This is a genomic window from Dyella ginsengisoli, assembly GCF_044904665.1.
Classification (GTDB): domain Bacteria; phylum Pseudomonadota; class Gammaproteobacteria; order Xanthomonadales; family Rhodanobacteraceae; genus Dyella_A; species Dyella_A ginsengisoli.
In genome coordinates this window covers 161111-183380 of the sequence record NZ_JADIKM010000006.1, presented here as the reverse complement: position 1 = coordinate 183380, position 22270 = coordinate 161111, and the positions used below count along the sequence as shown (strand labels likewise).

Here is a 22270-nt window from a genome sequence, read left to right as displayed (position 1 = left end):
CGGAGCAAAACGTTCAGAACAGTGCAGCAGCCTTGGCCAGCGCGATGTACAAACCGATCAGGAACGGTACACCCACGGCCAGCCAGAAGATCACGCCTGCGACACCGAAGTTGCCGCGCGCAGCGGTCTCAGCACCGGCGCTGCCGCCCGTGTCGTGCTGCAGCGAACGCTCACGGGCCAGCTCCTCGTCGGTCATGAACGCCGATTCCTTGACCGGCTTCACCAGCAGGTTGCAGATCAGGCCCACGAACAGCAGCGCGGCCATGATGTACAGCGTGCGGTCATAGACCAGGTTCTTGGCCACGCCGGCGGCAAGCTGGCCTTCGCGGATCGCCGCGATGACGAACGGACCGAAGATGCCGGCCGCCGACCAGGCGGTCAGCAGGCGACCGTGGATCGCACCCACCATCTGCGTGCCGAACAGGTCGGCCAGGTAGGCAGGCACCGTGGAGAAGCCGCCGCCGTACATGCTCAGGATCACGCACACGGTGATCACGAACAGACCCGCGACACCCATGTGGCCCCAGGTCGGCAGCAGGCAATACAGCACGATGCCGAGGATGAAGAACGCGTAGTAGGTGTTCTTGCGGCCGATCTTGTCCGACAGCGATGCCCAGAACAGACGGCCCAGGCTGTTGAACAGGCTGATCAGGCCGACCAGGCCGGCCGCTGCCGCCACCACCGCGGCTTTCTGCGCCGGGGTGAGGTCTGCCGCCGCTTCGGTGAGGCCGGCGAGCTTGCCGCCGAACACGTCCTGCAGCATCGGGCTGGCCATCGAGATCACCGCGATGCCGGCCGTCACGTTGAGGAACAGCACGCCCCACACCAGCCAGAACTGCGGGGTCTTCCACGCGCGGTTCAGGTGCACGTGGCGCTTGGTGATCATGGCGCTGCTGTCGGCAGCCTTCGGCGTCCAGCCAACCGGCTTCCAGCCCACCGGCGCCACGCGGAAACCGAACGCACCGGCGGACATCACCAGCAGGTAGATCACGCCCATCACCATCAAGGTGGTGGCCACGCCCTGCGGGCTGGTGGCGGAGAAGTGCTTCATCAGCGCCACCGCGAGCGGGGCACCCACCATCGCGCCGCCGCCGTAGCCCATGATGGCGAAGCCGGTGGCCATGCCGCGGCGATCGGGGAACCACTTGATCAGGGTCGACACGGGCGTGATGTAGCCCAGGCCCTGGCCGACGCCGCCGAGCACGCCGCAGCCGAGGTAGACCAGCCACAGCTGGTGCATCGATACGCCGATGCCGCCCAGCACCAGGCCGCCGCCCCAGCACAGCGCGGCGATGAAGCCGGCCTTGCGCGGGCCCGCATGCTCCAGCCAGCCGCCCCAAAGGGCAGCCGAGATGCCGAGCATGGCAATGAAGGTCTCGAAGATGTGGGTGACCTGCGGCACCGTCCAGTTGCAGCTGGTGGTGGTCAGCGCGGCCATGAAGCTCAGGTTGGTGCACATCGCCGGATCGGCGGTGGCGACCAGCTTGGTCATCGGCAACCAGAACACCGAGAAGCCGTAGGCCATGCCGATGCACAAGTGGATCGCCAGTGCCGCCGGCACCACCCACCATCGGTTATAGGCCGGGCCTGCAATGGTGCCCTCCCGCGCGAAGAATCCTGCGTTGCTGTTTGCCGCCGGCACACTGGCCATAAAGCCTCTCCCCCTGTGAAAGTGGAAAAACGGACGCGTGCCTTCGCTACTCCGCCGCGAGTGGCACAGCGCTTTTGATCATGCCGCCCGCCTGAGCGGGGCGGCTACTCGACATAGGTCGCATCAAAACGCTGCAGAGAGATGACGCGGTGCCACCAGCATGCCGGGGCGGCGCGGTGGCATGCCTGGGCGTTGGCGGGCGCTGCGATGCAGCAGGCGGCGCCTGCGTCGCGGGCCTGGGTCGATGCGGCCGGTGTCCAATGCGCGTCGCTGGCGTCAAAATGGTCGTTCGTTCCGCCCGGTCTTGCGTATCACCGGGCAAGCCACCATGGTTTGCGGCTGACCGATATCCGCCCCCTGTCCAGGAAAGAGTTTCCTCATGTCCGACACCCCCAAGATCATCTACACGCTTACCGACGAAGCGCCGTTCCTGGCCACGCAGTCGCTGCTGCCGATCGTGCAGGCCTTCGCCGGAACGGCGGGCATCGCGGTGGAAACGCGCGACATCTCGCTGGCCGGGCGCCTGCTGGCCCAGTTTCCCGAATCGCTGCGCGACGACCAGCGCATCGCCGACGACCTGGCCGAGCTGGGCGAGCTGGCCACCACGCCCGAGGCCAACATCATCAAGCTGCCCAACATCAGCGCCTCGGTGCCGCAGCTGAAGGCCGCGATCAAGGAGCTGCAGTCGCAGGGTTACGCGCTGCCGGAGTATCCGGACGAGCCGCGCAGCGACGTCGAGCTGTGGAACATCCGCGCCCGCTACGACAAGGTGAAGGGCAGTGCGGTGAACCCGGTGCTGCGCGAGGGCAACTCCGACCGTCGCGCGCCGCCGTCGGTGAAGAGCTACGCGCGCAAGCACCCGCACAAGATGGGCGCGTGGAGCGGCGCCTCGAAGAGCCGCGTGGCGCACATGGACGGCGGCGATTTCTACGACAGCGAAAAGTCCGCCACGCTGGACAAGGCGGGCGTGCTGAAGATCGAGCTGCACGGCACCGACGGCGCGGTCAGCGTGCTGAAGGAGAAGGTCGCGGTGAAGGCGGGCGAGATCGTCGACGCCGCCGTGATGAGTCGCGCCGCGCTGGCGCGCTTCGTCCAGGCCGAGATCGCCCGTGTGAAGGACGAGGGCGTGCTGTTCTCGCTGCACCTGAAGGCCACCATGATGAAGGTGTCCGACCCGATCATGTTCGGCGTGGTGGTGGAGGAGTTCTACAAGGATGTGCTGGCCAAGCACGCCGCCGCGCTCCAGACGATCGGCTTCAATCCCAACAACGGCATCGGTGACCTGTACGCGCGGCTGGGGTCGCTGCCGGAAGACCGGCAGGCGGCGATCAAGGCCGACCTCGCCGCCGAGTACGCCAAGCGCCCCGCGCTGGCGATGGTCAACTCCGACAAGGGCATCACCAACCTGCACGTGCCGTCGGACGTGATCGTCGACGCCTCGATGCCGGCGATGATCCGCGACTCCGGCAAGATGTGGGACGCGCAGGGGCAGCTGCAGGACACCGTGGCGCTGATCCCCGACCGCAGCTATGCCGGCATCTACCAGGCGGTGCTGGACGACTGCCGCGCCCACGGCGCGTTCGATCCGGCCACCATGGGCTCGGTGCCCAACGTGGGCCTGATGGCGCAGCAGGCCGAGGAATACGGCTCGCACGACAAGACCTTCCAGATCGCCGCTGCTGGCACCGTGCGCGTCACCGACCAGGATGGCCGGGTGGTGTTCGAGCACGCGGTGGAGGCTGGCGACATCTGGCGCATGTGCCAGACCAAGGACGCGCCGATCCAGGACTGGGTGAAGCTCGCGGTCAGCCGCGCGCGGCTGTCGAACACGCCGGCGGTGTTCTGGCTCGACGCGAAGCGCGCGCACGACGCGCAGGTGATCGCCAAGGTCCAGCGCTACCTGAAGGACCACGACACCGTCGGGCTGGATATCCGCATCCTGTCGCCGGTGGACGCGATGGCACTGTCGCTTTCGCGCATTCGCCAGGGTCAGGACACCATCTCGGTCACCGGCAACGTGCTGCGCGACTACCTCACCGACCTGTTCCCGATCATGGAGCTGGGCACCAGCGCCAAGATGCTCTCCATCGTGCCGCTGATGGCCGGCGGCGGTCTGTTCGAGACCGGCGCCGGCGGTTCGGCGCCCAAGCACGTGCAGCAGTTCGTGGAAGAGGGCTACCTGCGCTGGGATTCACTGGGCGAGTTCCTTGCGCTGCAGGCCTCGCTGGAATTCATCGGCGACAAGACCGGCAACGCCCGAGCCAAGGTGCTCGCCAAGGCGCTGGACGAGGCCAACGGCCGCATCCTGGACAACAACCGCTCGCCAGCGCGCAAGGTCGGCCAGCTCGACAACCGCGGCACCCACTTCTACCTCGCCCAATACTGGGCGCAGGCGCTGGCTGACCAGAACGAGGACGGCGCGCTCAAGGCCACCTTCGCCCCGCTGGCCAAGGCGCTGCTGGAGCAGGAGGCGGCGATCATGGCCGAGCTCAACGGCGCGCAGGGCAAGCCGGTGGACATCGGCGGCTACTACCACCCGGACCTGGCGCGGGTGAGCCAGGCGATGCGTCCCAGCGCCACCTTCAACCAGGCGCTGGCCACGCTGCACTGATCCGCGCGCGATGGCTCGAACCAGGGAGCGCCCATCGGGCGCTCTTTTTTTCGCATGGCGACCGCGGTCGTTCTGCCTATTGGCACGCGTGGAACCCGCGCTGTCGTGCGATGGTCCTACCTGCCCCCGCGATGATTCAAGGACGTCTCATGCCCCTGCGCCTGCTGGCCCTCGCCGCATTGCTGCTCACTCCCTTCCTCGCTGCGGCACAGGCGGTCGCGCCGGCGCCGGCCGGCAGCGTGACCCAGCTCGAAGCCGTCACGGTGAGCGGTGTGCAGCCGGGGCCAGGCCTGTGGCAGGTGCGGCGCGGCGACCACGTGCTGTGGATCCTCGCCACGCTCTCACCACTGCCGGAGAAGATGCAGTGGCAGACCGCCGACGTGGAGCGGGCCATCGCCGCGTCGCAGGTGGTGCTCGGCGCGCCGACGGCGAAGATCGACACCAAGGTCGGCTTCTTCGGCAAGCTCTTCCTGCTGCCCTCGCTGTTCAGTGCGCGCAAGAATCCGGACGGCGCCAGGCTGGTCGACCTGGTCAACGCCGACGACTACGCGAAGTGGCAGGCCTTGAAGGCGAAGTACATCGGCCGCGACGGCGGCGTCGAACGCTGGCGCCCGCTGTTCGCTGCGCTGGAGCTGTACCGCAAGGCGCTGAAGAAAAGCGACCTGGACAGCAAGACCAGCGTCACCGACACCGTGCGCGGGCTGGCCAAGCGGCACAACATGCAGCTGACCAAGGTGGCCTATCACGTGGAGATGGACGATCTGCGCGGGGCGATCAAGGCGTTCACCCGCAGCGGCCCGAACGACCTGGAATGCTTCCACCGCGCGGTCACCGGGCTGGAGATCGAGCTGCCGCTGATCCGCGCCCGCGCCAACGCCTGGGCCACCGGCGACATCGACGCGCTGCGCACGCTGCCGCCGGACGGCGCCCGGCAGGCCTGCCTCAACGCCATCACCGAAGCCGGCTTCGCCCGCCAGCTGGGCTTGAACGATCTGCCCGCACGCGTGCGCGACACCTGGCTCGCCGCCGCCGACAAGGCGCTGGCCGAACACCCGCAGAGCTTCGCCATGCTGCCGCTGGAGGCGCTGATCGGGCCGGACAGCACGCTGGGGCAGCTGCGTGCGCGCGGCTACACCATCACCGCGCCCGACGAAGTGCCGGCCGACGACGCGCCCGAGGCCGCCGTGCCGGCCGCCGCCACGACCTCGTCGCGCTGACTCGGGCGGTTACGCGCTGGCGAGGTCCAGCGCGGCGATCTCTTCCCACGCCAGCGTGAGCTGCGCGGCGCCCATCAACTCGTGCAGCTGCGCCACGCTGGTGGCGCTGGCGATCGGTGCGGTGATGCCGGGGCGGGCCATCAGCCAGGCCAGCGCGACCTGCGCCGGCGTGGCGCCGTGGGCAGCGGCGACCGCATCGAGCGCGGCGAGGATCTGCATGCCGCGAGGGTTGAGGTACTTCTTCACCGCACCGCTGCGCGCCGCGCTCTTGGCCAGGTCTGCCTCGCTGCGGTACTTGCCGCTGAGAAAGCCGCTGGCCAGCGAGTAGTAGCTGATCACGCCGATCTGCTCGCGGCGCACCAGCGGCTCCAACTCCGCCTCGTAGCCGGCGCGGTTGGCCAGGTGATACTCCGGCTGCACGCTTTCATAGCGCGGCAGGCCGTGCTCGCGTGACGTCGCCAGCGCCTCGGCGAAGCGGTCGGCGGAATAGTTGGAGGCGCCGATCGCGCGCACCTTGCCCTGCTCGATCAGCCGCGCGAACGCGCCCAGCGTCTCGGCCAGCGGCACGCTGGCGTCGTCCTCGTGCGCCTGGTACAGGTCGATGCAGTCCACCTGCAGGCGCTTGAGCGAACCCTCCACCGCCTGCTGGATGTTCACCGGCGACAGCCCCGGCTGCTCGTTCCACTTCGCCACCTTGGTGGCGATCACCACCTGCTCGCGCTTGCCGCTCTGCTTGAGCCACTTGCCGATGATCGTCTCCGACTCGCCGCCGCGGTTGCCCGGCGCCCACGAGGAGTACATGTCGGCGGTGTCGATCAGGTTGAAGCCGGCGTCGACGAAGGCGTCGAGCAGTTCGAACGAGCGCGCCTCGTCGACGCTCCAGCCGAACACGTTGCCGCCGAAGGCGAGCGGAGCGATGGAGAACGACGATTTGCCAAGTGGACGCTTGTGCACGGCGGAACACCCCGGACGGTCAGAAAGCGACAAGCATGCACGCGTCCGCGCAAGGATGCGTGATGCATCCGCAGCGATCACCGAGCGGACGCGCAGCGGGCACCGGTCAGCGCGGCGCAGCCAGCCGCGGCCAGGCGACCGCCATGCAGCACTTCACCGCGGCGGATCTGGCTTTCTTTGCGCGGCTTTCGTCCTGATCCGCCTCGCTGCCGGTGCCGGCCTTCCAGAGCAACTCCTCCTTCTGCACGAGGTGGCCGTGCAGGATCAGCAGGTCTTTCCAGAGCGAATTCATGGCGCCTCCCGTGGGGGCGTTGACTTGGGGAGCGCTCAAGATAAGAGCGGCATATGCGCCGCAAAAGCGATAAATTGGCAAGAAAGGCTTGAGAGATATTCAAGATGGGCAAGCTGCCGCTGGGTCTGCTGCAACAGTTCGTGCTGGTCGCCAGGCTGGGCAATCTGTCGCGCGCCGCCGAGCAGGCGAATCTCACGGTGAGTGCCCTCAGCCACCAGATGCGTCAGCTGGAGGAACGGCTGGAACGCCGCCTGCTCGTCCGCGGGCCGCGCGGCGTAGCGCTGACGGTGGACGGCCGCCGCCTGCTCGAAGCGGTGGGCGAGCATTTCGACGCCATCGAGCGCGCGCTTTCGCGCTTGCGCACGCCCCGCGATCACACCCTGCGGCTCAGCGCCAGCCCGGGCATCATGTCGAGCTGGCTGGTACCGCGACTGCCGCGGCTGGTGGCGGCGCATCCGGAACTGGAGCTCAGCCTGCAGTCCGGCTCGGCCCTGGTGGACTTCGAGCGCGAACCAGTCGATGCCGCCCTGCGCTACGGCCGCGGCGAATGGGCTGGACTGCACAGCGAGCGCCTGTTCGGCGAGTGGATCGCGCCCGTGGCCGCGCCCGAGCTGGTGGCGAGGATGGCCGGCGCCGACGCGAACGATCTCTCGCGCTGGCCGCTGCTCGGCGATCCGAATCCGGCCAATCGCTGGCGGGACTGGTTCGCCCGCTATGGCGGCGAGCTGCCGCATCGCTACGTTGCGCATTTCGACAGCTTCGAGGCGCAGCGTCACGCGGCGCTGGAGGGGTTGGGCGTCGCCATGGGGCGCATGGTGATGTCCAAGTCGCTGATCGATGCCGGTCGTCTGGTGGTGCTGGGCGAACGCTACCTGCCGGTGCTGGACGCCTATTGGCTGGTGTATCCGCCGCGCTCGCTCGAGCATCGCGGCTTCGCCACGTTCCGCGAATGGCTGCTCGCCGAGGCGGACAGCTACTGCCGCCAGTTGCCCGAACCGGCCGATTTCGCCGCCTGACTGAAGGCGGCGCCCCGCGAACCGCCCGCTGCACAGGGGCCGGACCAGCGATCCGCCGGACCGACACGGACGAGCCACTGACGGATCGCTCGGGCGACCTACGCCGAGCTCTCCGGACCTGCGGTCGGAACGACCGCGGCCGCGCGTTCTTTCGCTGAGCCAAAAGTGCAGCAGGCACTGTTGCGGAATGAGCACACCCGGTGTGTCGCGCCCCGGTTCTGCTGCGCCGCCACAAAAATGCCAAGTAGATGAATGTGTTGCGTATTCGCGGTGGCCGCCGCGCTGGCACGGCGCCTGCAGAAGACTCGGCACGCACTCCGACGGCGGGCGTTCGTTGCGGCCCGCTTTCGTTCCACGGCAGACACAAGGGAATCCACCATGCGAAACACATCCGTACGTTCCCGCCCATGGTCGATCGTGCTCGGGCTGGGACTGGGCCTGGCCGCGACCGGCGCGATGGCCAACGACGAGCTGATGCAGATGGCCAAGGACCACAACCAGTGGGTGATGCCATCGGGCGACTACACCGCCCAGCGCTACAGCTCGCTGGACCAGATCACCGCCGACAACGTGAAGAACCTGCACGTGGCCTGGACCATGTCCTCCGGCTCGCTGCGCGGCCACGAGGGGCAGCCGCTGGTGATCGGCAACATGATGTATTTCGAAAGCTCCTACCCCAACCACGTCTATGCCGTGTCGCTCGATGACCCGGGCAAGATCGTGTGGAGCTTCACCCCCGACCAGAACAAGTTCGCGCCGTCGGTGGCGTGCTGCGACGTGGTCAACCGCGGTCCGGCCTACGGCAAGGGGATGATCTTCGCCAACGCGCTCGACGGCGTGATGTACGCCCTCGACGCCAAGACCGGCGCGGTGAAATGGAAGGCGCAGAACGCCGACCCGATGCTCGGCCAGACCATGACCATGGCTCCGCTGGTGGTGAAGGACAAGGTGATCACCGGCGTGTCCGGCGCCGAGTACGGCGTGCACGGCTACATCACCGCCTACGACATCGACACCGGCAAGCAGGCGTGGCGTGCTTTCAGCACCGGGCCGGACGACCAGATCATGTTCGATCCGCGCAAGACCATCGACGGCGCCACCCAGAAGCCGGTCGGCAAGGACTCCAGCCTGAAATCCTGGCAGGGCGACCAGTGGAAACTCGGCGGCGGCACCACCTGGGGCTGGTACACCTACGATCCCAAGCTCAACCTCCTCTACTACGGCACCGGCAACCCCGGCACCTGGAACCCGACCCAGCGCCCCGGCGACAACAAGTACTCGATGTCGGTGATCGCGCGCGATGCCGATACCGGCGAAGCCAAGTGGGTGTTCCAGATGACCCCGCACGACGGCTGGGACTACGATGGCGTCAACGAAAGCATCCTCAGCGACTCCAAGGTGGATGGAAAAACCATCCCCACGCTGACCCACTTCGACCGCAACGGCTTTGCCTACGTGTGGAACCGCGCCAACGGCAAGCTGATCGCCGCGCACAAGTTCGACCCGGCGGTGAACTGGGCCAGCGGCATCGACATGAAGACCGGCCGCCCGATGGTGGTCGCCGACAAGATGACCAAGGAAGGTCTCAACGTGAAGGACATATGCCCGTCCTCGCAGGGCTCGAAGGACCAGCAGCCGGCCTCGTACGACCCCAACACCGGCCTGTTCTATGTCTCCACCAACCACGTCTGCATGGACTACCAGGCGTTCAACGTGAAGTACAAGGCCGGCTTCCCCTACGTCGGCGCGCTGGTGAACATGTATCCGGCCGACCACGGCGAAGTGGGCGGGCGCTTCATCGCCTTCGACCCGATCAGCGGGCAGACCAAGTGGGCTGTGAACGACCGCTTCCAGGACTGGTCCGGCGTGCTCACCACCAAGGGCGGAATCGCCTTCTACGGCACGCTCACCGGTTGGTTCCGCGCGGTCGACATCAACACCGGCAAGGTGCTGTGGCAGTTCAAGACGCCGTCGGGAATCATCGGCAACCCGATCACCTACACGCATGACGGCAAGCAGTACGTGGCGATCCTGAGCGGCGTGGGCGGCTGGGCGGCGATCGGCCTGTCCAACAACCTCACCAAGGCCAGCGAAGGCCTCGGCGCAGTGGGCGCCACCGCCACGCTCGGCGACTACACCAACCTCGGCGGCACCCTGATGGTGTTCGCCCTCGACTGACAAGCAGCCCCGGCGCCATGCCTCCCGCGGGAGGCGTGGCGCCATCGTGTCCACGCTTCGCGCAGGGAGAACGCCATGATCGACACCAAATCCACCGCCGCGCTGGCCGCCAGCCTGCTGGCGCTGGCCGCACTGGCGGCACCGCCGCCGGCGCATGCGGCCGGCACGCTGAAAGTGTGTGCCGACCCCAATTACCTGCCGTACTCCAACCGCGACGGCCAGGGCTTCGAGAACGACGTGGCCCAGTATGTGGCCAGGCAGCTCGGCGCCACCGTCGACTACACCTGGGCCGACTCGCGCGGCCACGGCGGCTTTGCCGAATACCTCTCTCGCAACCTCGACAACGGGCACTGCGACGTGGTGATGAACATGCCCTACGGCAACCAGGAGGAGCTCACCACCGATCCGTACTACGTGTCCTCGTACGTGTTCGTGTTCAAGAAGGACAAGGGCTACGACCTGGCCGACCTCAATTCGCCGGACCTGCGCAAGCTCAAGGTGGGCTTCGAGTCCGACACGCCGGTGGAGGCGGGCCTGCAGCTGCGCGGCATGGTCACCACGGCCAAGGCCTACGACGTGGGCGGCGAGAGCGGCAGCTCGCCGCGCAACGTGCTGGACGACCTGGAGAGCGGCAAGATCGACGTGATGATCACCTGGCAACCGGCGATCGGCGCGTTCCTCAAGGACTACCCCGACCTCACCACGGTGACGTTGCCCAACTCGCGCGCCACCGGCTCGCCGGAGATGTACACCTTCCCGATGTCGATGGCCGTGCGCCAGGGCGATACCGCGCTCAAGCAGAAGCTCGATGCGCTGATCAAGGCGCACGACGCCGACCTGCGCGCGATCCTGCACCGCCACGGCGTGGCCACGCCGGCCGGCACCGATGCCGCGATGGACGGCATGGCCGGCCTCTGATCCTTCCCACCGCCCGATTCCGCCCGATGGAGTTCCTGCGCATGCGTCATTCGTTCACGCCCGTCTTCTTCCTGTCGCGTCTGGCCATGCTCGCGCTGATCGCTGCCGGCATCGCGGCGCCGCTGGCGGCGAACGCGGGCGAGGGAGGCATGTCCACCGGCGAAACCAAGGCGCGCGCCAGCAACTGCTTCGCCTGCCATGCGGTCGACCACAAGCTGGTCGGCCCGGCCTACCAGGCCGTGGCCGACCGCTACGCGGGCAAGGGCGACGCCACCGTCGCGATGCTGGTGAAGAAGATCAAGATGGGCGGCGCCGGCAACTGGGGCGATGTTCCGATGACCGCGCATCCCGAGCTGAGCGATGCGGACCTCACCGACATGGTGCACTGGATCCTCTCGCTGCACGGGCAGGCCGCGCCGGCTTCGGCGGCCACCACGGGCAACGCACCGACAGCGCAGATGCACACCTACAAGACGACCGACGGCAAGAGCGTGCAGACCGACGTGAACGTGTTCACCGGGCCGGACCAGAAGCAGGTTACCGACGCGGTGTTCCACGGCTTCGAGCAGTACAACTCGTACTGCTTCCGCTGCCACGGCGGCGACGCGATCGGCGGCGAGTACGCGCCGGACCTGCGCAAGTCGCTGGCCGGAGGCATGACGTGGCAGCAGTTCCTCAGCACTGCGATGGCCGGCCGCCAGGACAAGGGCATGCCTTCCTGGGCGGGCTTCTTCGAGGAGAAGGACATTCGCGCCATCTACGACTACATCAAGGCGCGCCAGCTCGACCTGATCGCGCCCGGTCGCCCACCCAGCGCGCAGGAATGAGCCGGGTTGCTACGCTGGGCGGTGGCGCGGACCGCCGCCACCTCTTTTCGGTCTCCCTTTTTCGTCTTCACTTAGTCCAGGAGTTGCACCCATGAAATCCAGAGCCGCCGTCGCCTGGGAAGCAGGCAAGCCGCTGAGCATCGAGCAGGTCGACGTGCAGGGCCCGCAGAAAGGCGAGGTGCTGGTGCGCATCGTCGCCACCGGCGTGTGCCACACCGACGCCTACACGCTGTCCGGCGATGATCCCGAGGGCGCGTTCCCGGTGATCCTCGGCCACGAGGGCGGCGGCATCGTCGAGGAAGTGGGCGAGGGCGTCACCTCGCTCAAGGTCGGTGACCACGTCATCCCGCTGTACACGCCCGAATGCGGCGAGTGCGAGTACTGCCTGTCGGGCAAGACCAACCTGTGCCAGAAGATCCGCGCCACCCAGGGCAAGGGCCTGATGCCGGACGGCACCTCGCGCTTCTCCAAGGACGGCAAGACCATCCTGCACTACATGGGCACCAGCACGTTCTCCGAGTACACCGTGCTGCCAGAGATCTCGCTGGCCAAGATCAACCCCGCCGCGCCGCTGGACAAGGTGTGCCTGCTCGGCTGCGGCATCACCACCGGCATCGGTGCGGTGCTCAACACCGCCAAGGTGACGCCGGGCTCCACCGTGGCGGTGTTCGGCATGGGCGGCATCGGCCTGTCGGTGGTGCAGGGCGCGGTGATGGCCAAGGCCTCGCGGATCATCTGCGTGGACCTGAACCCGTCCAAGTGGGAGATGGCCAAGGCGCTGGGTGCCACCGACTTCGTCAATCCGAAGGACTACCCGGACACGCCGATCCAGCAGGTCATCATCGACATGACCAACGGCGGCGTGGACTTCTCGTTCGAGTGCATCGGCAACGTGCACGTGATGCGCTCGGCGCTGGAGTGCTGCCACAAGGGCTGGGGCGAATCGACCATCATCGGCGTGGCCGGCGCGGGGCAGGAGATCAGCACGCGGCCGTTCCAGCTGGTCACCGGCCGCGTGTGGCGCGGCTCGGCGTTCGGCGGCGTGAAGGGCCGCAGCCAGCTGCCGGGGTATGTGGAGCGCTACCTGCATGGCGAGATCAAGATCGACGAGATGATCACCGAGGTGATGCCGCTGGAGGACATCAACCGCGCCTTCGACCTGATGCACGAAGGCAAGGTGATCCGCTCGGTGATCAAGTACTGAGCCGATGCGTGGCCTCGCCGCCCTCGCCGTGATGCTGCTGATCGCGCCCTGCGCGCGGTCAGCAGCAGCAGCGACGCCACGGCTTTTGGTGACGCCGGTGGAGCTGGTCGACCTGGCTCCGCCGGACCAGCGCTACGACCAGCGCGAGGATGCCGCCCGCGCCGCCGCGCTCGGGCAGCAGCTGCACGCGGCGCTCGCCCGTTCCGGCCGCTATCGCGTGGTGGAAAAAGCCGCCACGCCGCCGTACCGCTACACCGACTGCAAGGCCTGCCTCGCCGACTGGGCGCGCGGGCAGGGCGCCGACGTCGCGCTGGTGACCTGGGTGCAGAAGGAGAGCCGGCTGATCGTGATGATCAACATGGCGCTGATCGACCTGGCGCACCCGGATCGTCCCGCTGCCGGCGGCTCGATCGACCTGCGCGGCGACACCGACGCCACCTGGCAGGCCGGCGCCGCCCAGCTGCTCGACCGCACCACGGGAGTCACCCTCACGCCCTGATCCGCCGCCCCACCCGAGCCTTTGCGCCGCGTTAACCGCGCGGCAGCGATCCACCGCCACCCACGTTCACTGGAGGTCACACCATGGCTAGCGTCTCGATCCATCCCGCCGTCGATCACGGCGTCAAACCGGGCAAGGACAACTTCGCCGGCGGCACGCTCACCTGCCTGTGCGCCGACAAGCCGGTGAAGGTGAAGGTAGGCGCGCAGACCGCGCACAACCACGTCTGCGGCTGCTCCCGATGCTGGAAACCCAAGGGAGCGGTGTTCGCGCAGATCGCCGTGGTCGGTCGCGACAAGGTGGAGGTGCTGGAGAACGGCGACAAGCTGGCCATCGTCGACCCCAGCGCGACCATCCAGCGCCACGCCTGCAAGGTCTGCGGCACGCACATGATCGGTCGCATCGAGAACAAGGAGCATCCGTTCTACGGCCTCGATTTCGTGCATACCGAGCTGTCGAAAGAGGACGGCTGGGCCGCGCCGGGCTTCGCCGCGTTCGTCTCCTCGATCATCGAGTCCGGGTACAACCCGGCCGGCATGGACGCGGTGCGCGGTCGCCTCAACGACCTGGGCCTGCCGCCCTACGACTGCCTCTCGCCAGCGCTGATGGACGCGATCGCCACGCACACCGCCAAGGCCAAGGGCACCTTGTACAAGGGCGCATGAGGGCGTCGTCGCCCGGGCTCGACCCAGGTCGGCTTGGGCGACACCGCGGCGACGGGCATGATCGTGCGATGCCCGCGATTCGCGCCACCTCGCCTGTTTGTTTTCTCGCCCGCCTCGTGCTGCGCGTCGGGCGTTTTTGCGCGCCGGTATGCGCGCTCGCGATGAGCCCGACGGCATGGGCCGATCGCCCGGTGAAGCAGCTGCACGAGGTGAGGGTGATCGCCATTGCGCCGCTGCCCGGTTTCGAGGTGCCGCCGCTGGATATCCCGCTCAACGTGCAGAGCGCGCAGGCCGACGACATGGCGCAACTGCACGGGCAGGCGATCACCGACCTGCTGCAGTCCAGCTTCCAGGGCGTCAACGTCACCCAGTCGCAGGGCAACCCGTGGCAGGGCAACCTGATCTTCCACGGCTTCACGCTGTCGCCGCTGCTCGGTTCGCCGTCGGGTATCTCGGTGTACTTCGACGGCGTGCGCCAGAACGAGCCCTTCGCCGAGACGATGAACTGGGAGTCGGTGCCCGACTTCGCCGTGCGCGACGTGGAGCTGGTGCCCGGTTCCAACCCGCTGTACGGCCTCAACACGCTGGCCGGCGCGCTGCTGATGACCAGCAAGAGCGGCTTCACTGATCCGGGCGGCACGGTGAATGTGTCCGGCGGATCGTGGGGCCGGCTGCAGGCCGACGCGGACTTCGGTGCGCACAGCCACCGCATGGCGATCTACGTGGGCGCGGCCAGCGACTACGAACGCGGCTGGCGCGACTACTCGCCCAGCCGCGTGCAGCAGGCTTTCGTACGCGGCGACTGGCGGCCGGACGAGAACACCTCGCTGATGCTCAGCTACACCGGCGCGATCGGACGGCTGTCCGGCACGCAGTCATTGCCGGTGGAATGGATCGACACGCCGAAGGTCGGCTTCACCTGGCCGGACAACTTCCACAACCGGCTCAACGCCTTCACCGTGCAGGGCACGCGCCAGCTCGGTGCCGACTGGGCGGTGCAGGCCAACGGCTACCTGCGCCTCTCGCGCAGCGCGAGCTTCAACTCCAACACCAATGACTTCGCCGCCTACGATCCGGCCGCCGACGGCCCGCTCGGCTACACAGTCGACGGGCCGTTCGACCCGGCCTCGATCGGCCAGTTCTGGTATGCCGGCGTGAGTCCCGCCTACGACCCGGCGAACCCCGCCGCCACCATCAACAACGTGCCGGCCAGCAACGTGCTCGGCCACGTGCGCACCCTTGGCTACGGAGTCTCGCTGCAGGCGGTGGACAGCCAGCCGCTGGCCGGCCACGACAACCAGCTCACCGCGGGCGTGAGCCTGGACGTCGGCGCCAGCGGCTTCAGCCAGTACACGCAGCCGGCGTATTTTCCGCTCGATCCGGCGCAGCGCGGCGCGGCGATCGGACTGGCGCCGTTCGGCGCGCAGGCGCTGACCGATGCCGGCGCCACCAACCGCAGCGTCGGCCTGTATGCGATGGACGTGCTGGCGCTCACCGACGCGCTGCACCTGAGCGCCGGCGGCCGCTACAACGTGAGCCGCCTGGCGGTCACCGACCGCTCCGGCCGCGAGCCGGACATCAACGGCGCGCAGCGCTTCCACCGCTTCAATCCCAGCCTCGGCATCGCCTGGTCGATCACGCCGGCGCTGGGTGTCTACGCCAATTACGACGAGGGCATGCGCACGCCCACGCCGATCGAGTTCGAGTGCGCCGACCCCGCCGCGCCGTGCGCGCTGCCCAACGATTTCACCGGCGATCCGCCGCTCAAAGCGGTGGTGGTGCGCACGCTCAGCGGCGGCCTGCGCGGCACCGCGGCGCACGGCCGGTTGCGCTGGAACGTGTCGCCGTATCTGAGCCGCGCCTCCAACGACATCCTCACCGTGTTCACCGGTGGCAGTTCGCAGGGCTATTTCGCCAACGTGCCCAGCACGCGCCGCGAAGGCGTGGACATGGGCGTGGGAGGCGTGACGGGACGGCTGGAGTGGCAGGCCAATCTCAGCCTGGTGCGCGCCACCTACGGCGCGGCGTTCGAGACGGTGAGCGGCGCCAATTCCAGCGCCGACGGCGACGGTGCGATCCGGGTCAGCCGCGGCGATCGCCTGCCCGGCGTGCCGGGACGGCTGTTCAACCTCTCCGGCGAATACCGGCTCACGTCGCACTGGTCGTTCGGCGCCAACCTGCGCGCTTACTCCGGCCAGTACGCAGTGGGCGACGAAAACAATGCCGACCGGCACGGCGCGCTGCCGGGCTACGGCGTGGTGTCGCTGGACCTGCACTACCGGCCGAACCGCGCACTGGCGTTCTTCGCCAGCGTGGACAACCTGTTCGACCGGCACTACGTCAACGGTGGCCAGCTCAGCAGCAACGTGTTCGACACGTCGGGCCGGCTGCTTGATACCACCGGTCCCGGCACGCCCACGCTGTTCGTTTCGCCCGGTGCGCCGCGCACGTTCCTGCTGGGCGTGAGCTACGCCTTCGGCGACGCGGCGGCCGCCGACGACTGAGGCGCCGCCGCCTCAGCCGGGCAGCACGATCCGGTGCTTGCGGATCTTGCGGTACAGCGTGTTGCGGCTGACCCCCAGCGTGGCGGCGGTGCGGCTGATGTTCCAGTGCATGCGTTCGAGCTCGTGCATCAGCGCATCGCGCTCGGCGGTGCGCAGGGGGCCGGCCGCGTCGTCGCCGCGCGCGGTCTCGGCGGGAGCGGAGCTGCCGTGCTCGCGCGGCAGCTCGAACTCGCGCCCCAGGTGTTCCAGCCCGATCCGCCCGCGCTCGCCGCACAGCGCGGCGGCGGTGCGCAGCACATTGCGCAGCTGCCGGATGTTGCCAGGCCACGGATGTGTCAGCAGCCGCTCCATCGCCGCATCGTCGATGCGCGGCGGCTCGCCGTCGCCGCGCTCCTCGCGCAGCAGGGTGACGATCAGCTCGCGCTTGTCGGTGCGCTCGCGCAGTGGCGGCAGTTCCAGCGTGATGCCGTTGAGGCGGTAGTAGAGGTCTTCGCGGAACGTGCCGGCCTGCACCATCGCCAGCAGGTCGTGATGGCTGGCGCTGATCACGTGCAGGTCCACCGGGATCGCCGTGTCGCCGCCCAGCGGCACGATCTCGTGCTCCTCCAGCACGCGCAGCAGGCGCGTCTGCAGCGCCAGCGGCATGTCGCCGATCTCGTCCAGGAACAGCGTGCCGCCGCTGGACTGGCGGATCTTGCCCATGTGGCCTTCGCGCGCCGCGTCGGTGAACGCGCCGCGGGTGTAGCCGAACAGCTCGCTCTCGATCAACGCCTCGGGAATCGCCGCGCAGTTCACTGCCACGAAGGGTTTCTCGGCCCAGCTGCTGGCGCGGTGCAGCGCCTTGGCGAACACCTCCTTGCCGGTGCCGGTGGCGCCCTGCAGCAGGATCGGCACGCGCCGGCCGAACAGCTGCCGGCCGCAGTTGAGGTTGTGCTGCATGCGCGGATCGCCGCCGACGTGGCGACGCGAGGGTGCTACCTGCGCCTCCGCGGGTGCCGCCGCAGCCTGACTGGCCGTCACGCGGCGCCCCTGCGGCGCGCGCGCGTTGGCGAAGAAGCGCCGCCCATAGGCGATGTCGCGCATCGGCCACAGCGTGGCCGGCTCGTTTGCCGCGCGCTGCTCCAGCGCGGCGAAGTCGAGCGGCAGCACGGTGTCGATGCCGCGCCCGACCAGCTGCTCGCGCGTGCTCATGCCCAGCTGCACGATCGCCGCATCGTTCACGGCGAGGATGCAGCCGTGCTCGTCGATCGCCATCAGCGCCTCGTGCAGCAGGCCGACGAACTCGGCGCGGCTGTGGAAGCGCAGCACCCAGGCGTCGCGGAAGCGACTGAGGAAGTGGCAGCGTGCGATCAGATTGGCCGACATGCTGACCAAGGCCATCGTGTGGCTCTGTACCAGGCGCGTGTCGCTGGTGCTGGCGGCGGAGGCGTCGAGCACGGCCAGCACGCCGCCGTCGACGTCGAGGATGGGTGCGCCGCAGCACGAGAGTCCCGCGTTGTAGCGGCGGAAATGCTCGCCGCAGTACACGGTGACCGGCGCGCGCTCGGCGATCGCGGTGCCCAGTCCGTTGGTGCCCTCGTTCTGCTCGCTCCACACCGCGCCCACCCACAACCCGGCGCTGCGGAAGTCGCGCTTGGCCTGGGGATCGGTGATCGCGCTGAGCACCACCGCCTCGGCGTCGCTGAGGATCACCGCATAGCCGGAGCCGGCAATCTGCTCGTAGAGGTTTTCCATCTCCGCGCGCGCCACGCCGAGCAGCTCGCCCATGGTTTCCTGGCGGGCGCGCACCGAGGCGGCGTCGAGCACCACGGTACGGCGCTCGGCGTCCGGTTCCATGCTGTAGCGGTTGAGGCAGCGGTCCCACGACTTGGCGACATGCGGCAGCACCTGGCTGGTGCCGATGCGTGCCTGCAGCAGGCTGGCGATCCGCGAGGAGGGCTGGCTGGCCGACATGGCGTTGCTCATGACCGTGACTCCTTCGGTCCGTGCGCGCCAGCAGGAGGCCGGATGGCCCGGCGCGCGAGGGAAGAGTTCGAGCATCGCGCTCGCCCGCGCACGCCGCAAACTGCACTGCAGCATCCGTGCCGGCCGGCGACGTGTGCCGCGTGAAGCATTTGGCACGGGCTGTCACGGCCGCGCTGCGCCACAAAAGCAACAGTCACGGCCACCCATGCCGTGCGGCGGCGCCCACCGGGCTGGCGCGGCTCTTGCGTGCCTCTGCGGGGTGTTGCGCGCTGGACAGGGAAGGTAGGCATGACCGGCATCCACGTCAGCCAGCGGTTCGATCATCCGGCCGAGGCCGTCTGGGCGGTGATCGGCGACTTCGGCGGCCTGCATCGCTGGCACCCGCAGGTGCGCCGGCTCGACCTGTCGTGGGAGGGGCGCATCCGCACCCTGCACCTGGCCGACGGCGGGCGCGTGGTGGAGCGGCTGGAGGCGCGCAACGAGGCGGCCTGTCGCTGCGTCTACGTGCTGGTGGATGGCTCGCTGCCGCTTCACACCTGCCGCACCACGCTGGCGGTGCATCCGGAAGGCGCGGCGTGCCGGGTCGACTGGTCGTGCGATTTCGAGCCACTGGGCGACGGCGGGCCGGCCGCCGCACACGCCATGCGCGGACTCTACGGTGAGGGTCTGGCTGCACTGGCACGGGCGCTGGCGGCGCGCTGAGCCGCTCGAGCGCCGATGTACAATGCGCGCCTGCCGCGCCCCCGCGGCATCTCCTTTGCACCGGTGACGATCCGCCCGCGCGTGCGTCGGGTGACGATCGGCGCCGGGTCGATCCGGCTCCGAGGACTGCATGACCACCACTGCGTTTCTGGTCGATGGCGCGTTTTTTCTCGCCCGCTACCGCAAGGTGTGGAGCGATCGCGATCCCAACGACGCGCGCACCGTCGCCAAGACCGTGTTCGGCATGGCGCTGGAGCATCTCAAGGCGCTCGATCGCCCGCGCGAGGCGCTGTACCGCATCTTCTTCTACGACTGCCCGCCGCTGGAGCGAACCTTGGTCAAGCCGGTCAGCGGCGACAGCCTGGATTTCGGCCGCACCGGCGCGGCCGCGTTCCGGCGCGAGCTGCACGACCAGCTGCGCCGCCAGCGCAAGATGGCGCTGCGGCTGGGGCGGCTGGCCGAGCGCGGCGAGTGGCAGCTCAAGCGCAGCGCGTTCCAGCAGCTGCGCGAAGGTTCGCTGGCATGGGGCGCGCTGGGCGACGAGCATTTCGAGCCGGAGATGCGCCAGACCCAGGTGGACATGAAGATCGGCATCGACATCGCCGCGCTGGCCTACAAGAAGCAGGTCGACCAGATCATCCTGGTGGCCGGCGATGCGGACTTCATACCCGCGGCCAAGCTGGCGCGCTACGAGGGCATCGACTTCATCCTCGATCCGATGTGGCAGGGCATCGCGCCGGACCTGCACGAGCACATCGACGGGCTGCAGTCGGTGTGCCCGCGTCCGTTCTGAGCGGCGCCACGTATCTGCACCTCGCCATCACCCCGGCCGCGGCAGCGTGCGCGGCGGGGCAGGTGCCATCCAACAGGGAGTGCTTCATGACATCACGGGTTTCACGCAAATGGCTGCCGGTCGCCCTGTGCGCCCTGGCGCTGGCCGCACCGGCCGCCGCGCAGACGCTGGCGGAGGCGGAACCGCTGGCGCAGGACCAGCCCACCGACCAGCTGGTGCCGCCGACCAGCGCGCAGGATTTCACCGCCGCCCAGCTCGACAGCGTGATCGCCGGCGCCTGGCGCCCGGAGGCCGAGCGCGCCCGCGACCGCTACCGCCATCCCAAGCAGACGCTGCAGTTCTTCGGCGTGCGGCCGGACCAGACGGTGGTGGAGATCACCCCCGGCGCCGGCTGGTACAGCGCAATCCTGGCGCCGCTGCTGCGCGACAACGGCCAGTACATCGCGGCCGTGTCCGCGCCGCCGCCGGGCAAGCCGGCCAGCGACACGCTGCAGCGTCGGTTCGCCGCCGATGCGGCCACCTACGGCAAGGCGAAGATCGTCACGTTCGATCCGAAGGCACCGGTGTTCGGCGCGCCCGGCAGCGCCGATGTGGTGCTGACCTTCCGCAACGTGCACAACTGGGTGATGGCCGACACCGCGCCGGCCATGTTCAAGGCGTTCTTTGCCGTGCTGCGCCCCGGCGGCGTGCTGGGCGTGGTCGACCATCGCGCCGCCGACGGCACCTCGCTGGCCGCGGTGAAGTCCAGCGGCTACCTGCCCACCGCGAGCGTGGTGAAGCTGGCCACCGAGGCCGGCTTCACGCTGGAGGAGTCGAGCGAGATCAACGCCAACCCGGCCGACACCAAGGACTACCCCAAGGGTGTCTGGACACTGCCGCCCACGCTCACGCTGGGCGATGTCGATCGCGCGAAGTACCAGGCGATCGGCGAGTCCGACCGCATGACGCTGCGCTTCGTGAAGCCGGACGCGCCGGCTCCGGCGTCGTCGGCGCACTGACCGACGGCCCGTGCTGCTCGCGCTGAACAAGCCGTACGGCGTGCTGTGCCAGTTCACCGATGAGGCGGGCCGCAGCACGCTGGCCGACTACGTCACGCAGAAGGGCGTTTACGCCGCCGGCCGGCTGGATCAGGACAGCGAAGGCCTGCTGCTGCTCACCGACGACGGCGCGCTGGCGCACCGGCTCACCGACCCGAAGCACAAGCAGCCCAAGACCTACCTGGTGCAGGTGGACGGCACGATCACCGATGCGGCGATCGCCACCCTGAGCCGCGGCGTGGTGCTGAAGGACGGTCCCACGCTGCCGGCTACTGCCGAGCACGCCGCCGAGCCGGACTGGCTGTGGCCGCGCGATCCGCCGGTGCGCTTTCGCCAGGCGATTCCCACCAGCTGGCTGCGCATCACGCTGCGCGAGGGCCGTAACCGCCAGGTGCGCCGGATGACCGCGGCGGTCGGCTTTCCCACGTTGCGGCTGATCCGCGAGCGGATCGGTCCGTACGGGCTCGATGGCCTCGCACCGGGCGAGTGGCGGCGGCTCGACTGAGCCGGCACCGCGGCTCAGTCGTCGAGGACGATGCCCAGCTTCTGCAGGCCGGTCCGCCCCGGGGGTGTCAGCAGCAGGGCGCGCGAGCCGTCCTGGCGGCGCAGCCAGTCGCGTCGCAGCAGGTGGTCGACGATCGCCACGCCGAGCGGCCCGCCAAGGTGGGGGCGGCGCTCGGTCCAGTCCAGGCAACCGCGGCCCGACAGGGATGGCGACGCCCTTGCGTCCGCCAGCAGGCCGCCCTTCGGCAGCGCCTCGCGTCCGGATTCGGTGAGCCGCACGGAGTGGTCGCCGAGCTCGATCCATGCCTGCTCGCGCAGCCCCTGGTAGACCGCCACACCCAGCCGTCCGGCCAGATGGCCATAGCAGGTGCGCGCGAACGCCAGCGGCTGCGCGCGGGGCGCTCGCATCGGCGCGCAGGCCGGCGGCGAACGCAGCAGGGGCAATGCCTCGAGCACCTGGGCGACGTTGTCGTTGGCGACCTTGAAGTAGCGATGCCGGCCCTGGCTCAGCACCTGCAGCAGGCCGCCCTCGACGAGGCGAGCCAGATGGGCGCTGGCGGTGCTGGGAGCGATGCCGGCCATGCGTGACAGTTCGCCGGCTGTTCGTGCGCGGCCGTCCACCAGGGCCAGCAGGATGGCGGCCCGCGACGAATCGGCAAGCAGGCTGCCGATCTCGGCGAGCTGGTGGCGGGTGGGGCTGGCATGCATGCGTGGATGCTAGCGCGCGCCGGAC

At 68.9% G+C, this 22270-nt stretch carries 19 protein-coding genes; 14 read left to right on the top strand and 5 right to left on the bottom strand.

The annotated features are described in order from the left end of the window. Positions 1-13 precede the first annotated feature (13 nt). A complete protein-coding gene (locus ISP17_RS18195; protein ID WP_404635725.1) occupies positions 14-1651 on the bottom strand; it encodes an OFA family MFS transporter in 1638 nt (545 codons plus the stop codon). 379 nt (positions 1652-2030) lie between these two features. On the opposite strand from ISP17_RS18195, the gene ISP17_RS18190 reads away from it, so the two are divergent. Beyond that, entirely contained in the window at positions 2031-4262 is a 2232-nt protein-coding gene (locus ISP17_RS18190; protein WP_404635724.1) for an NADP-dependent isocitrate dehydrogenase, read from the top strand. A gap of 149 nt (positions 4263-4411) precedes the next feature. Next, positions 4412-5479: a TraB/GumN family protein gene (locus tag ISP17_RS18185; RefSeq protein WP_404635723.1), complete on the top strand. Its 1068-nt coding sequence runs from the start codon at positions 4412-4414 to the stop codon at positions 5477-5479. Between the two features lie 9 nt (positions 5480-5488). On the opposite strand, the gene ISP17_RS18180 is transcribed toward ISP17_RS18185, so the two are convergent. Then, positions 5489-6433: an aldo/keto reductase gene (locus tag ISP17_RS18180; RefSeq protein ID WP_404635721.1), complete on the bottom strand. Its 945-nt coding sequence runs from the start codon at positions 6431-6433 to the stop codon at positions 5489-5491. Between the two features lie 106 nt (positions 6434-6539). Beyond that, a complete protein-coding gene (locus ISP17_RS18175) occupies positions 6540-6725 on the bottom strand; it encodes a hypothetical protein (RefSeq protein ID WP_404635719.1) in 186 nt (61 codons plus the stop codon). Positions 6726-6829: 104 nt separating this feature from the next. Between ISP17_RS18175 and ISP17_RS18170 the strand changes: the two genes are divergently transcribed. From ISP17_RS18170 to ISP17_RS18135, 8 genes are all read left to right on the top strand, one after another. After that, entirely contained in the window at positions 6830-7741 is a 912-nt protein-coding gene (locus ISP17_RS18170) for a LysR substrate-binding domain-containing protein (protein ID WP_404635717.1), read from the top strand. A 378-nt stretch (positions 7742-8119) separates the two neighbouring features. Beyond that, entirely contained in the window at positions 8120-9919 is a 1800-nt protein-coding gene (locus ISP17_RS18165) for a methanol/ethanol family PQQ-dependent dehydrogenase (protein WP_404635715.1), read from the top strand. Positions 9920-9994: 75 nt separating this feature from the next. Further along, the gene (locus tag ISP17_RS18160) at positions 9995-10837 is read left to right on the top strand and encodes a transporter substrate-binding domain-containing protein (protein ID WP_404635713.1); all 843 of its coding nucleotides are present in this window, start codon (positions 9995-9997) and stop codon (positions 10835-10837) included. Between the two features lie 41 nt (positions 10838-10878). Beyond that, positions 10879-11664 carry a c-type cytochrome gene (locus ISP17_RS18155; protein ID WP_404635711.1) on the top strand — a complete coding sequence of 262 codons (786 nt, stop codon included), beginning with the start codon at positions 10879-10881 and terminating at the stop codon, positions 11662-11664. A 91-nt stretch (positions 11665-11755) separates the two neighbouring features. After that, a complete protein-coding gene (locus ISP17_RS18150; protein ID WP_404635709.1) occupies positions 11756-12868 on the top strand; it encodes an S-(hydroxymethyl)glutathione dehydrogenase/class III alcohol dehydrogenase in 1113 nt (370 codons plus the stop codon). Between the two features lie 4 nt (positions 12869-12872). Continuing rightward, entirely contained in the window at positions 12873-13367 is a 495-nt protein-coding gene (locus ISP17_RS18145; protein ID WP_404635707.1) for a DUF2380 domain-containing protein, read from the top strand. A gap of 83 nt (positions 13368-13450) precedes the next feature. Then, complete coding sequence (gene gfa / locus ISP17_RS18140) at positions 13451-14032, top strand: S-(hydroxymethyl)glutathione synthase (RefSeq protein WP_404635705.1); 582 nt, start codon at positions 13451-13453, stop codon at positions 14030-14032. 161 nt (positions 14033-14193) lie between these two features. Next, the gene (locus ISP17_RS18135; protein ID WP_404635703.1) at positions 14194-16536 is read left to right on the top strand and encodes a TonB-dependent receptor; all 2343 of its coding nucleotides are present in this window, start codon (positions 14194-14196) and stop codon (positions 16534-16536) included. A 12-nt stretch (positions 16537-16548) separates the two neighbouring features. On the opposite strand, the gene ISP17_RS18130 is transcribed toward ISP17_RS18135, so the two are convergent. After that, entirely contained in the window at positions 16549-18501 is a 1953-nt protein-coding gene (locus tag ISP17_RS18130) for a sigma-54-dependent Fis family transcriptional regulator (RefSeq protein WP_404635701.1), read from the bottom strand. Between the two features lie 288 nt (positions 18502-18789). Here ISP17_RS18130 and ISP17_RS18125 point away from each other — a divergent pair, with 288 nt between their 5' ends. The 4 genes from ISP17_RS18125 (at position 18790) to ISP17_RS18110 (ending at position 21538) form a co-directional block, all read left to right on the top strand. Continuing rightward, positions 18790-19203 carry an SRPBCC family protein gene (locus ISP17_RS18125; protein ID WP_404635699.1) on the top strand — a complete coding sequence of 138 codons (414 nt, stop codon included), beginning with the start codon at positions 18790-18792 and terminating at the stop codon, positions 19201-19203. A gap of 130 nt (positions 19204-19333) precedes the next feature. Continuing rightward, on the top strand, positions 19334-19996 hold the full coding sequence (locus ISP17_RS18120) for an NYN domain-containing protein (RefSeq protein ID WP_404635697.1): 663 nt from the start codon (positions 19334-19336) through the stop codon (positions 19994-19996). Positions 19997-20082: 86 nt separating this feature from the next. Beyond that, complete coding sequence (locus ISP17_RS18115; protein WP_404635695.1) at positions 20083-20994, top strand: class I SAM-dependent methyltransferase; 912 nt, start codon at positions 20083-20085, stop codon at positions 20992-20994. Positions 20995-21004: 10 nt separating this feature from the next. Further along, the gene (locus ISP17_RS18110; RefSeq protein WP_404635693.1) at positions 21005-21538 is read left to right on the top strand and encodes a pseudouridine synthase; all 534 of its coding nucleotides are present in this window, start codon (positions 21005-21007) and stop codon (positions 21536-21538) included. 14 nt (positions 21539-21552) lie between these two features. On the opposite strand, the gene ISP17_RS18105 is transcribed toward ISP17_RS18110, so the two are convergent. Continuing rightward, on the bottom strand, positions 21553-22245 hold the full coding sequence (locus ISP17_RS18105; protein WP_404635691.1) for an ArsR/SmtB family transcription factor: 693 nt from the start codon (positions 22243-22245) through the stop codon (positions 21553-21555). Between the last annotated feature and the right edge of the window lie 25 nt (positions 22246-22270).